Consider the following 11,193-nt stretch of genomic DNA (forward strand, 5'->3'; position numbering starts at 1 on the left):
CAGTCAACTAAATCTTCTGTTTCAGAGTACTGTTTCGAGATGTGGCTACGGCAACTGCCGCTGACCCAACAATAAGAATCAATCCAGCCGACACAATGTCAAAAGAAAGAACAAAAGAAATAACAGCAAAAGTAACTGCTTGTGCACCTAGTAAACGAATTAGCAGGGCGCGAAACGCCAATATTTGTTCTTTATCTGACAGTGGATAAAGTTTTACCATCACATGTGCCTCGTAGTGAGGGAACAATGTTCGAAGTTGAACAGCTGTTAAATAAATAATGAGCGCAGTCCCAATCACTTTACCTGTAACTCCAGGAACAAAAGCGATCACTACGAGTCCTAAAAGCCATAACCTAAAATAGATACCTAAATATTCATTACTTCTAATAAATGCTTTTTGATAGAGCGTCTCATAAACATTATTTGTTGGGAGAAGTTTCTCCGCAATTGAGCTTAATGTACGCCTTTGTTTCACAGACTGTTTTAATTTAGGGACATCCGTAAATAAATTAGCTGTTCGATAGAACTTCATACTTTGTTGTTCATCTAGCACAAGTAGCTTCTCCCATTTGATTGCATATTTACGTTGTAACGGAAGAAAGAATAGAAAAAGAATCGCTACAAGTATGAGACATGAGAGCGTTACGAAAATCCATGATGCCTGCGCCAGTAATAAATATGTTAATAGCATTGTAGTAAAAAGACGCACCATCGTATAAAGCCAGGAAGTTTGGTGAGCTGGTAAGTGGAGTTCCATCCACTTCATGATGACGTTAACTCCCTTTAATGCAATCAGCACAATAATTACAAACACGTAGTAAGGCGTTCCAGCAGACATCTCGTGCTGATAGAGAGGTGCAAGAATCGTCATAACGACAACGGTTATAAATACTTGAAGTCCGAAACTATACAATAGAGATTTACGAAAGTAGCCGTGTAAACGGTTTTCCGCTGGTAGCATAAATACTAGATCGGCTTCTGACAAAAAGAACCTTAATGGCGTTCGAACCACAGTCACTGCAGCAATGACTGTGATGACCGCTAATCCAGGAAATGTTTCAGGAAGTACTTTCAATAATTCACTGTAATAATACGCCCCGAATATGAGGGTAAGAACAAGCGTGAACAAAAAGCTGCTATTACCAATTAGTCTGAAGTAACGCAGGGCAATTTTCCAAAAGGCCCCTGCCCTTTCTTTCCATAACGTCTCAAGCTGCATCATTTGCCACTCCTGGTCGCTTCAATATAGACATCATCGAGCGTAGCAGCTTTATTACCGATTTGATGCCGTAATTCTGCCATAGTACCTGACATTACAATTCTGCCATCGTGCAGAATAATAAATCGATCGCAATACCTTTCAGCTGTTGAAAGAATATGTGTCGACATTAATACCCCTGCCCCTTCCTCTTTCATCTCCAGCATCATATCAAGGAAGGACTGAATCCCAATAGGATCTAAACCAACAAAGGGCTCATCTACGATATAAAGAGATGGTTTCACGAGAAAGGCACACATGATCATAACCTTCTGTCTCATCCCTTTAGAAAAATGACCCGGAAACCACTTCTTCATATTAGTCATCCGAAACTCTTTAAGAAGTGCTTCAGCTCTTTCTTTCCATTCTTCACTTAATTCATAAGCTAGAGCTGTCAGCTGTAAGTGCTCCCAAAGCGTTAACTCATCATACAACAAAGGTGTTTCAGGTATATATGAAAACTGTTTACGGTAACCATCTTTATTTTCAGAGAAGCTCGTACCACCCACGTGGATACGACCATTCATTGGGTCAAGTAAGCCAAGAATATGTTTGATTGTTGTACTTTTGCCAGCCCCATTAAGGCCAATGAGACCAACAATTTCATTTGAATTTACATTAAGAGAAAGATCATGGAGTACAGGCTTATTCGCCTGGTATCCACCAGTAAGATTGCTAACTTCCAGAATTGAATTCGTCATAGCGTTCCTCTCATTTCGCGTCATTTGTTTACATTTTAACAAACTTTCAATTGGAGCGTGAAACAATGAGTTGATTGATTCGTACAGCACCCTTCTCACTTACCCCTATCCACATCTTACCTTTTTCACAGAAGACTTTCCATAAAGGACATTTTTCATTTTATAGTCTCGTTGATATTATTTAACTTTTGTTATTGACTCAGTTAAGTATAGATTTAGTTTCCAGCCTAAGTAGTCAATCATCGAGATAATAAAACTCACAATACATGAATAGATCGTTGATATTAAGAACATCCTTATAGAGAGTGTGGCGTCTTCCCTTAAAACAAGTTGCACTCAGGGCTCTGCACCCCCGGCAGAGCCTTTTCTTGTTCCAATCCAATTATTCTTAAAAATAAATATTTCTTAGATCATATAGAAGTTTCGTTTAATCATTGGATTTTGTTTGCAAGATATGTAAGTACAGTAGAAAGAAGCGGTCTTAACGAAAATGAAAATTATGGTACGATATATAAAAAGATTGAAAGGATGATGAACATGAGCCATTCACCCGATTGCATATTCTGTAAGATTATTAACGGAGATATTCCATCTGCGAAAGTTTACGAAAATGAAGACGTTCTAGCCTTTCTAGACCTTACACAAGTAACAGAAGGACATACCCTCGTCATTCCAAAAAAACATCAGCAAAACATCTACGAGCTTGATCCCGAGACAGCTTCAAAGCTCTTTGCTGCAGTTCCTGAAATAGCAAATGCTTTAAAAGCGAACTTTTCTCCTGAAGGCATGAATCTTCTAAACAATAATGAAGCGATTGCTGGACAATCTGTTTTTCATTATCATCTACACCTTATTCCACGCTACGGTAAAGGGGACGGATTCGGAGCGGTATGGAAAACACACGAAAATGACTATGATGCTGACAAGTTACAGCGTCTTGCTGAAGGGATTCGTTCGCACATTAATTCTTAATGAAACTGTCTTGATACATAAAAGGAGACCATTTATGGTCTCCTTTTCATTTGGGTTCGTTTCATTTCTTTTAATGTATAAAAGCCATTCGGAACAACCCAATCTGGATGATCAAACGTTTGATCTAATCCATTTAACATCGTTGATATCTTTGTTCGTAAGTTTGGATTCCACCTTAATTCATGAATAAACTCTTCTCTATGACCTCCATACCCGACCATAGCCTTCAGCTCATTTAATAAATCTGCTTGCCACATAGAGGGGAGATTTGATTCCCCCGGTATATCTTTAAATCGTACATAAGAACCTTCTCTTATGTAACCGTGTGGGTAATAGTATGCGTAAACTCGTTCGAAATTCTCCCCTATTTTAAGGGTAAGCTTGCCATGAAGGTGCTCTCTTAGTACATAACCGCCTTCCGTACGATTTAACAGTTCTAGCTGTTCACGATCAACAAATGTAACCCACACTTCTGTCTTCGCTCCCTGAACTGGAGCAATGACAGCAGGAAGTGCTCCATATGGTGCTAGAAAGGAACCTGCTATGACGTCTGTATCCTTTATTTCTGCACGATAATAGAGAATGAAATCACTAACATCAGGATTGAGACTAAACTTATATTTGAGCTGTGCTAGACAGACATTCGATCCATATGCGAGAAGCGGGATTCGCTCTTCAATAGGAGATAAACCTTCTGATAACAGCAATTCTTCCACTGTAAACTGTTCTGTCGTTGCAAATGCAAGAGAACCCGACACGTCTTCCCCTCTTGCATAATGAACAATTTGCTTCTCTACTGGAGTATTTTGAACTTCATCAATTCGATGTGCTTTCCCGTTATGGTATAGGAAAGATGAAGCTGGTCGTGGACCAGGATAAATATCTGGATGATCGTATGGTCCGATATGAGTTGGTTTGTTTTCTCGATACATTAGTTCACACCACTTTCTTATCATTCACTTCTATATAGAATAGCAAAATGATGAAGCAGAACAAATGCTTCTGCTTCAATAGAACGAAATATTCGAAAAGATTAGAAAAAAATATAGCACCGCCGAATCCTTTAATGATAGGATGAGTACAAGTTAAATCGAGGCATCGCATTACATTACTAAAGGAGTGTCTATTAGTGGAACGTCGTTATAATTTTAATGCTGGCCCGTCCGCCTTACCTCAAGATGTACTTAATCATGCTCAAGCAGAACTTCTCAATTATCAACAGCAAGGTATGTCCATTATGGAATTTAGTCATCGTAGCAAAGAATATCAGAAAATCCATGATGGAGCCAATGAGCTTTTAAGAGAACTGCTTCACATCCCTGATGACTATGAAGTTCTTTTTCTTCAAGGCGGAGCAAGTTTACAATTCTCAATGATCCCAATGAATTTTCTTCAAACTGGTCAGCAAGGTAATTATTTCCTTACAGGAAGCTGGTCCCAAAAAGCATTAAAGGAAGCTCAGAAATTAGGAGACACGTATGTTGGTGGAAGTAGTGAACAAGATGATTTCAAACGTATACCAGAGATCGACACGCTACAATACAGTAACAAAGATGCATACGTTCACTTGACTTCAAACAACACAATACATGGCACCCAGTGGAAGGAATTCCCCAAGCATACCCATTCTCCTATCGTTGCCGATATGTCGAGCGATATATTAAGTCGATCCCTTCCAATTGACCAATTTGGTCTTATTTATGCAGGTGCTCAGAAAAACCTTGGTCCAGCAGGAGTAACTGTAGTCATCTTAAGGAAAGATATGCTCAAAAACATCCCAGATCAACTTCCAACAATGTTAGACTATCGTACTCACGTTGATAAGAAGTCGCTCTATAATACCCCTCCTTCGTTTGCGATCTATATGCTATCCCTTGTTCTTGAATGGACAAAGACTAAGGGAGGTATTAAGGAAATCGAAAAGATGAATGCTGAGAAAACAAATCTACTCTATGACACGATTGATAGTAGTAAAGGTTTTTATAGTGGAACAGCTGAAACAGCAAGTCGCTCATCAATGAATGTAACTTTCAATTTACCAGGAAAAGAGCTTGAAGAACTGTTCCTACATGAGGCGGCAGAAGAAGGTTTTGTTGGGTTAAAGGGCCATCGCTCTGTTGGAGGATGTCGTGCTTCCATCTATAACGCTGTTCCCCTTGAATCAGTTCGTGCATTAAGTGACTTTATGCAGACATTCCATCACAAACACAATATTTAACACTTTTCAATAGGACATTCGTTTGTTATGATATAAAAAATTAGTTCTTTCGCAGCAGGCACATAGCGCACTGATGGAGAGAACACCGTCTTTTGACGGAGAATGAGATGAGAAGAGGAGAGATTTCTTTATGAAAACAAAAAATTTAGTACTCATGGCTTTACTACTTGGTATTGGAACGATTCTACACGCAATTATACCTGGCTTAATTTCTGGCATGAAGAACGATATGCTTCTTACAATGATGTTTCTAGGAATATTACTATTTCCTGAGCGCAAAAGCGTTCTTGTACTCGGACTTGCGACAGGAGTTATCTCTGCTGCAACGACAACATTCCCTGGTGGACAACTTGCTAACATGATTGATAAACCTGTGACAGCTTTTGCTTTCTTTGGTCTTTATTTACTCGTTCAGCGGTTTGGCCAATCATTAGTAACAGTTGGAATTTTAACAGCAATCGGCACGATGATTAGTGGGGCTATATTCCTTGGAGCTGCTCTTGTCTTTGCAGGACTTCCTGGTGGCGCCGCATTCACTGGACTGTTTGTTACCGTTGTTCTTCCAACAGCCGTAGTAAATACCATTGCAATGGTACTAATCTTTCCAGTTGTACAATCAATCCTTAAACGTACTAGCTTCGCTTTCTAAATAAACACAAAAAAAACGGCCAAATTGGCCGTTTTTTTATATTTTCACTCCTGTTTCCCACTCTCGGAACTTTTCTAACTCATGCTTTAATTGACTTGCAACAAATCCTATTACTGCTACATCATCAAGAAGCCCGACTCCCGCTAATAAATCAGGAACCGCATCAATAGGACTAATAAAATAAAGTAATGCTCCTACAATCATAACGACTGATTTTTTTGAAATGTCGCGATAACTTCCTTTACGAAATTCCTGGACAAGTCTCGAGAACGTCTTCACATCCACCCACATCTCATCCATGCCCTTACGCCCATTGTATAGGGCTCCTTTTTTCAAGGATTCGATTGAAACATCCTTCATTTTGTCTTTATCCTTCATAACCGTTACTGCCTTCTTTGTCATTCTCTTAAAAACACTTTTAATCATACGATTCATTATTTCACGCTCCTTAAATACCCTTCTCTCTATAAGATACCTCAAATGAGCGTGATTCTAACCTTTTGTATCGTTTTTATGTTTGCAAGTTGAAAGCCGTGGGGAAAATAAAGGACATCATTAGAAAATAAGCATGGCCATCGATACCCCAAGCACAAGGAAAACAATCGCAAACGTACCAAATAAGTAGGCGCTTTTTTGCTTTCGGATCATTCGTTCATTGTGAAATGAATATTTTCTAATTAATAACAGCCTGCTTACTGTTGCGGTTAATAGTAGACTGCCAGCTGCAATAAGGAAAAAGATAAATCCAGCCATACCCGTCCCCTCCATTTACCTTAGCGTATACTAAAAGGTATATGTGATGCCCACTGCTTTCATAACCACAACGAATTAATGAAAGGAGAAAGCAGGATTCTTGACTGGGATGGCGAACTAATGTCTTTAAGTAGAAGTATAAGGATTTGGATAGGAAAGGATGAACATCATGGGAAAAGCAAAAACATTATTAACAGGGTTTGTAGTAGGCGGGGTAGTTTCCGCTGCTTCTGTACTTTTAACCACTCCGAAATCCGGAAAAGAATTAATGACTGACGCTAAAGAGAAGAGTGATGATATAAAGGAAGGGTTTACTAAGCTTAAAAGTGATCTTAACGAACTGACCGCTCAAGTAAAACAGCTTTCTTCAGAAGGCAAAGAAATTATTCAGGAAGTAGCCGCTGACCTTAAACGATCCATCTCTTCATTTCAACAGGATATTGAACCGAATTTAACTAGGCTAAAGGCAGATGTCGAGGAAATGCAGAAGACTATTGAAACAGTCAAAGAAGAAGTAAACAGTCCGGCTTCAAAATAGCCGGTTTTTTTACCGAAGATCAACAATATTCTAATATAGCTTGAATCATCTAGTTGTAAAGGAGGGCATTTATGAAAGAAGAACAGGAAATTTCTATTCAAGAAGCAATGATTTTTAGCCATCGAATTGGCCAATTAAGCAAAGCACTTTGGAAATCTGTTGAGCGAGATTGGCAAGATTGGCTCAAGCCATTCGATCTCAATATTAATGAGCACCATATTCTTTCAATTGCTTATCATCTTGACGGCTCTTCAATATCAGATATTGCGAAGTTTGGCGTTATGCACGTCTCAACAGCGTTTAACTTTTCAAAAAAACTTGAATCTAGGTCTCTCCTCACATTCTCAAAAAAAGAGAATGATAAGCGAAATACATATGTACAGCTTACCGAAAAGGGAGAGAAGCTGCTTCAGGAAACATGGAAACATTATTCACCAAGTCGAGATAGTGTTTTGAAAGCTTCCATGCCGATTAGAGAACTATACGGTAAATTCCCTGAATTTACTGAGATGATGTGTGTCATTAAAGGCCTATATGGTGAAGACTTCATGGAAATCTTCCAAAAATCTTTCACCAAGCTTGAAAGTGAATTCTCTAGAGAACTCACTGAACAAGATGATAAAGAGCGCTCCAATCTTTTCTAACGATAAGGCGACACTTTTAATAGCGTCTCCATAAGTTCTCTATAAACCTCTTCTTGAGATTGCAGTGCTTTAATGGTTGAGAGGGGCTCCAATTTAATATTTAACATCCCTACGAAATGCGTGAGCAACGTGGAACGGTTCAAGAGACCCTCCTCGATCTGCTCATGCATTTTTTGGTTCACCTCTACGCATAATTGATATACTTCTGACACTTCTGACTCTGTCAGCCCTCTGTCAATCACAAGGCGGTAAAAGGGATAGTCTCCTTCCTCTTCCATCTTTGCAAGTAGGCGCATATGAAATTCAATTTTATCTAATCTTTTGTGGATAGCTTCCATCTGACTTAACTCCTTACTGTGCAATTAATAGTACTTATAGTTTAACGGAACGGGTTTTAAATTGAAATGTATTTTCCAGACTAATCCAGCGCGAAAAACCGCTGATTTTGTCAAAATAATTTTGACTAATTTCTTTCTAAAAAAACGTGTTGATTTCTTCCGAGAATCGCTGTACAGTATACGAGTATTCAATAAACATCAACTAAATTGAAAGCTACGGAAGCAGGTGATTCTTATGAATTGTTGGAAATCGATTTATCTACATCGCGAATTCGGTACACATCGATTAACGATTTTCTCGATGCCGTTAACCTTATTATACTTTATTGCGTTTTATCTTGTGTTCAGTATGTTATACCCGACAACAAAACATGCGATCGTACCAATTTTACCGTTTCTCGGTTCCTTAGCTGTCCTTTTCCCTATTCATAAGCTAATACACTGGCTTCCTTTAACAATAGCCGGATTAAAAGCAACAATGAAATTAGAAAAAGGATTTGTGATCGTACCGATGATGCGCTGTGAAACGTGCAGCCCAATTTCACGTAACCTCTTTTTAATTGCGGCACTTGCACCTGCGGTTTCGATTACGACCGCAGCTATAATTGCGTCAGTTTATATGCCAGCTTATGTATCGTTCTTCTCGATCCTAGCAGCTATAAATCTTGGGTTTAGCTTTAGTGACTTCCTTTACGCTTCTCAGGTGCTCCGTGCACCGAAGAATGCTTATGTTGAGGATCGAAGTGAAGGTTTCCATATTCTTATTAAACGGGCTTCTTAATAACTAATCTGACACTCTATTAAACAATAGACTTCAGAGAGAAAGAATAAAATATGATGCCCCTAATAGATTAGCTATACAACAGTAATTGCTCGATTTTGAGCTCATTAACATAGCTAATAGAATAAAAACAGAGCGCTGAAATTCAGCGCTCTGTTCTTTTGGATTGGCCACTAGGTCAGCAGTATTGAATTCTTATGAGACTTCCTTCATAATAATATTAGGACAAGGAACTAATTAATAGGATAGTAAGCATCGAAAACAATTTCATCATTAGGAAGATCGAATGATTTAGCCCTTAGTTTCATATCATTCTTCAATTCTAATTCGCTTACAGCCATGTAGATTGTCCCTTCATCAGAATCAATTGTTATTTCAGGCGGCAATGATGCCTGCTTTTTTATAAAAGAAAGAACTTTATCACTTGGGAGTTCAAGCAAACCAATTTGAAAAGATTTTTCTTTTAATAAAAGGTCACCATTTGGCTGTACCTGTGGCTCGAACTTAAGAAAAAAATCAACTTTACGATCAAAAATCGTCACATACCCCTGAAAAGTTGCAAGTTCATCAAGGTTTACATTATAACCGATGTTCTTCTGTTTCTCGCTATACTTTTCAAGTTCTCGATTGATGATCTCGTTCAATTCATCTTTTTTCATCTGGATGGAAAAGGTTGTTTCAAAAGGTTCTTCTGTGTTTTTCTCATTTGAGAGTTTGGCAATTTCACTTTCAGGAAAATAGTATTGATAGAATCCTACTATTCCTGCGAAGATGAGAATGACGGCAGCGAAGAGAATGATAAAGGCCGCCTTCCATCGGTTTTTAAACATTTGAACAGCTCCTTATGGGACGAATATTTTCCATGATACTACGGATCGAAAGATAAGTTAAAGTAAACCGTTATATATTTCTTCGAATTATCGAATTGGACTCTGGGAGGTACTGAAATGACCATGATTGGAATATTCTTCATCCTATTTGCGACTTTCATTCTAGTCACATTTAATTCAATGACAAATGCACTATGCTTGAAGAAAAACATTCCTGAAGAAAAACAGCCTAATGTATTTAGAACCATTAACGTTCTTATTACTATTTTGCTCATTTCTTCATATGTAGAAGTTTTATTCACTTAGAATCTTAGGTAGCCTATTACCTAACGAACGATTGAAAAAGATGAGGCCAAATGCCTCATCTTTTTTAGTGGTTTTAACCCGGTTAGGGAATCACACTGTATTCTCGCTTTTATTATATCAATTTCCCATAAAATTCGCCTGTTTTGTGTAATTTTTCTCATATTTCCAATTGAATTTAACTTCACTTATCTTTCTATGCTATAGTATTAACTGTATCACAATTTTGTTAAATTTAACTAACCCTTTAGGAGTGTATGTTTGATGAAAAAAATGTTCATAATGCTTTCTGCATTGATCGCCCTACTCGCGATATCTGCTTGTAGCAATGACTCTGCGGATAATTCAGAAGCCGTAGTCGAAACAAGTGCTGGAGATGTTACAAAGGAAGAGTTCTATCAAGCGTTAAAAGATCAATCTGGTGAAGCAGTATTAAGTGACCTTGTCCAAACTAAAATTCTTGAAGATAAATATGATGTATCCGATAAAGAAGTCGATGCAGAACTTGATAAAATTAAAGAAAACTTTGAAACCGATGAACAACTTGAACAAGCCCTTCAATCAAATGGTTACAAAGACCTTGAACAATTCAAAGTTGATGTACGTAAGCAGCTATTAGCTCAAAAAGCTGCAACTGAGGGAGTAGAAGTTTCAGATGAGAAGCTAAAAGAATTCTACGATGAAAACAAAAACCTTTTCACTGAACTAGAAGCGAGCCATATTTTAGTTGACGATGAAGACACTGCTAAAGAAGTTCAAAAGAAATTGGAAGATGGCGGCGATTTCGCTGAGCTTGCCAAAGAGTATTCTAAAGATGGATCTGCTGAAAACGGTGGCGATCTTGGAGTCTTCAAAAAAGGCGACATGGTTGCTGAGTTTGAAGAAGCAGCCTTTGCCTTGAAAGAAGGCGAAGTAAGTGATATCGTCCAATCACAATTTGGGTATCACATTATTAAGCTAAAGAAGAAAACGGTGATGCCGTTTGAAGATGCTAAAGAACAAGTTGAAGAACAATATATGTTACAAAACGCAAAAGATGTTCCAACTGTAATCGATGAGCTTATTAAAGAGTCTGATATTAAAGTAAAAGACGATCAGTTTGAAGATCTCTTTAAAGTCGAAGAAGCTGATGACGAACCAGCTGATGACAGTGCTAACACTGAAGAAGAGTCCAAAGAGTCAAATGAATAAATAAAAAAAACGAAAGA

Annotated in this window: 15 protein-coding genes; 8 read left to right on the forward strand and 7 right to left on the reverse strand. The window is 38.1% G+C overall.

The features are described from left to right. Positions 1-7 precede the first annotated feature (7 nt). Entirely contained in the window at positions 8-1,219 is a 1,212-nt protein-coding gene (locus tag ACIFPW_RS20380) for an ABC transporter permease (protein WP_430246896.1), read from the reverse strand. Continuing rightward, on the reverse strand, positions 1,219-1,959 hold the full coding sequence (locus tag ACIFPW_RS20385) for an ABC transporter ATP-binding protein (RefSeq protein WP_430246897.1): 741 nt from the start codon (positions 1,957-1,959) through the stop codon (positions 1,219-1,221). Before ACIFPW_RS20385 ends, ACIFPW_RS20380 begins: the two co-directional genes overlap by 1 nt. Positions 1,960-2,496: 537 nt before the next feature. Here ACIFPW_RS20385 and ACIFPW_RS20390 point away from each other — a divergent pair. After that, positions 2,497-2,931 (forward strand): HIT family protein, encoded by a 435-nt coding sequence (locus ACIFPW_RS20390; protein WP_430246899.1) that lies wholly within the window; start codon positions 2,497-2,499, stop codon positions 2,929-2,931. A gap of 32 nt (positions 2,932-2,963) precedes the next feature. Here the strand turns inward: ACIFPW_RS20390 and ACIFPW_RS20395 are convergent, their stop codons facing one another. Then, positions 2,964-3,863: a hypothetical protein gene (locus ACIFPW_RS20395; protein ID WP_430246900.1), complete on the reverse strand. Its 900-nt coding sequence runs from the start codon at positions 3,861-3,863 to the stop codon at positions 2,964-2,966. Positions 3,864-4,060: 197 nt separating this feature from the next. Here ACIFPW_RS20395 and serC point away from each other — a divergent pair, with 197 nt between their 5' ends. Together serC and ACIFPW_RS20405 are read left to right on the forward strand one after the other, a co-directional pair. Then, the gene (serC, locus tag ACIFPW_RS20400; protein WP_430246901.1) at positions 4,061-5,149 is read left to right on the forward strand and encodes a 3-phosphoserine/phosphohydroxythreonine transaminase; all 1,089 of its coding nucleotides are present in this window, start codon (positions 4,061-4,063) and stop codon (positions 5,147-5,149) included. A 130-nt stretch (positions 5,150-5,279) separates the two neighbouring features. Then, positions 5,280-5,798 carry a tryptophan transporter gene (locus tag ACIFPW_RS20405; protein ID WP_430246902.1) on the forward strand — a complete coding sequence of 173 codons (519 nt, stop codon included), beginning with the start codon at positions 5,280-5,282 and terminating at the stop codon, positions 5,796-5,798. A 36-nt stretch (positions 5,799-5,834) separates the two neighbouring features. On the opposite strand, the gene ACIFPW_RS20410 is transcribed toward ACIFPW_RS20405, so the two are convergent. Beyond that, a complete protein-coding gene (locus tag ACIFPW_RS20410) occupies positions 5,835-6,233 on the reverse strand; it encodes a YkvA family protein (RefSeq protein WP_430246903.1) in 399 nt (132 codons plus the stop codon). Positions 6,234-6,353: 120 nt separating this feature from the next. After that, positions 6,354-6,551 carry a hypothetical protein gene (locus tag ACIFPW_RS20415; RefSeq protein WP_194220001.1) on the reverse strand — a complete coding sequence of 66 codons (198 nt, stop codon included), beginning with the start codon at positions 6,549-6,551 and terminating at the stop codon, positions 6,354-6,356. A gap of 169 nt (positions 6,552-6,720) precedes the next feature. On the opposite strand from ACIFPW_RS20415, the gene ACIFPW_RS20420 reads away from it, so the two are divergent. Both ACIFPW_RS20420 and ACIFPW_RS20425 read left to right on the forward strand, forming a co-directional pair. Beyond that, on the forward strand, positions 6,721-7,089 hold the full coding sequence (locus ACIFPW_RS20420) for a YtxH domain-containing protein (RefSeq protein ID WP_430246905.1): 369 nt from the start codon (positions 6,721-6,723) through the stop codon (positions 7,087-7,089). Positions 7,090-7,160: 71 nt separating this feature from the next. Beyond that, positions 7,161-7,733, forward strand: coding sequence for an HTH-type transcriptional regulator Hpr (locus tag ACIFPW_RS20425; RefSeq protein ID WP_430246907.1), 573 nt, complete (start codon positions 7,161-7,163; stop codon positions 7,731-7,733). On the opposite strand, the gene ACIFPW_RS20430 is transcribed toward ACIFPW_RS20425, so the two are convergent. Continuing rightward, entirely contained in the window at positions 7,730-8,071 is a 342-nt protein-coding gene (locus ACIFPW_RS20430; protein WP_430246908.1) for a DUF1878 family protein, read from the reverse strand. The two genes, ACIFPW_RS20425 and ACIFPW_RS20430, sit on opposite strands and share 4 nt — an antisense overlap. 235 nt (positions 8,072-8,306) lie before the next feature. Here ACIFPW_RS20430 and ACIFPW_RS20435 point away from each other — a divergent pair, with 235 nt between their 5' ends. Then, entirely contained in the window at positions 8,307-8,852 is a 546-nt protein-coding gene (locus tag ACIFPW_RS20435; protein WP_430246910.1) for a DUF3267 domain-containing protein, read from the forward strand. A gap of 233 nt (positions 8,853-9,085) precedes the next feature. Here the strand turns inward: ACIFPW_RS20435 and ACIFPW_RS20440 are convergent, their stop codons facing one another. Then, the gene (locus ACIFPW_RS20440) at positions 9,086-9,682 is read right to left on the reverse strand and encodes a YpmS family protein (RefSeq protein ID WP_194220006.1); all 597 of its coding nucleotides are present in this window, start codon (positions 9,680-9,682) and stop codon (positions 9,086-9,088) included. 123 nt (positions 9,683-9,805) lie between these two features. On the opposite strand from ACIFPW_RS20440, the gene ACIFPW_RS20445 reads away from it, so the two are divergent. Beyond that, positions 9,806-9,988, forward strand: coding sequence for a hypothetical protein (locus ACIFPW_RS20445; protein ID WP_194220063.1), 183 nt, complete (start codon positions 9,806-9,808; stop codon positions 9,986-9,988). 261 nt (positions 9,989-10,249) lie between these two features. Continuing rightward, complete coding sequence (locus ACIFPW_RS20450) at positions 10,250-11,176, forward strand: peptidylprolyl isomerase (protein ID WP_430246911.1); 927 nt, start codon at positions 10,250-10,252, stop codon at positions 11,174-11,176. Positions 11,177-11,193: the final 17 nt, after the last annotated feature.

It is taken from the genome of Pseudalkalibacillus sp. NRS-1564 (assembly GCF_050467905.1).
Classification (GTDB): domain Bacteria; phylum Bacillota; class Bacilli; order Bacillales; family Guptibacillaceae; genus Guptibacillus; species Guptibacillus hwajinpoensis_B.

Coding starts and splice junctions, on each gene's coding strand:
- ACIFPW_RS20380 (WP_430246896.1), bottom strand. CDS start 1,219: ATGCAGCTTGAGACGTTATGGAAAGAAAGGGCAGGGGCCTTTTGGAAA.
- ACIFPW_RS20385 (WP_430246897.1), bottom strand. CDS start 1,959: ATGACGAATTCAATTCTGGAAGTTAGCAATCTTACTGGTGGATACCAG.
- ACIFPW_RS20390 (WP_430246899.1), top strand. CDS start 2,497: ATGAGCCATTCACCCGATTGCATATTCTGTAAGATTATTAACGGAGAT.
- ACIFPW_RS20395 (WP_430246900.1), bottom strand. CDS start 3,863: ATGTATCGAGAAAACAAACCAACTCATATCGGACCATACGATCATCCA.
- ACIFPW_RS20405 (WP_430246902.1), top strand. CDS start 5,280: ATGAAAACAAAAAATTTAGTACTCATGGCTTTACTACTTGGTATTGGA.
- ACIFPW_RS20410 (WP_430246903.1), bottom strand. CDS start 6,233: ATGAATCGTATGATTAAAAGTGTTTTTAAGAGAATGACAAAGAAGGCA.
- ACIFPW_RS20415 (WP_194220001.1), bottom strand. CDS start 6,551: ATGGCTGGATTTATCTTTTTCCTTATTGCAGCTGGCAGTCTACTATTA.
- ACIFPW_RS20420 (WP_430246905.1), top strand. CDS start 6,721: ATGGGAAAAGCAAAAACATTATTAACAGGGTTTGTAGTAGGCGGGGTA.
- ACIFPW_RS20425 (WP_430246907.1), top strand. CDS start 7,161: ATGAAAGAAGAACAGGAAATTTCTATTCAAGAAGCAATGATTTTTAGC.
- ACIFPW_RS20430 (WP_430246908.1), bottom strand. CDS start 8,071: ATGGAAGCTATCCACAAAAGATTAGATAAAATTGAATTTCATATGCGC.
- ACIFPW_RS20435 (WP_430246910.1), top strand. CDS start 8,307: ATGAATTGTTGGAAATCGATTTATCTACATCGCGAATTCGGTACACAT.
- ACIFPW_RS20440 (WP_194220006.1), bottom strand. CDS start 9,682: ATGTTTAAAAACCGATGGAAGGCGGCCTTTATCATTCTCTTCGCTGCC.
- ACIFPW_RS20445 (WP_194220063.1), top strand. CDS start 9,806: ATGATTGGAATATTCTTCATCCTATTTGCGACTTTCATTCTAGTCACA.
- ACIFPW_RS20450 (WP_430246911.1), top strand. CDS start 10,250: ATGAAAAAAATGTTCATAATGCTTTCTGCATTGATCGCCCTACTCGCG.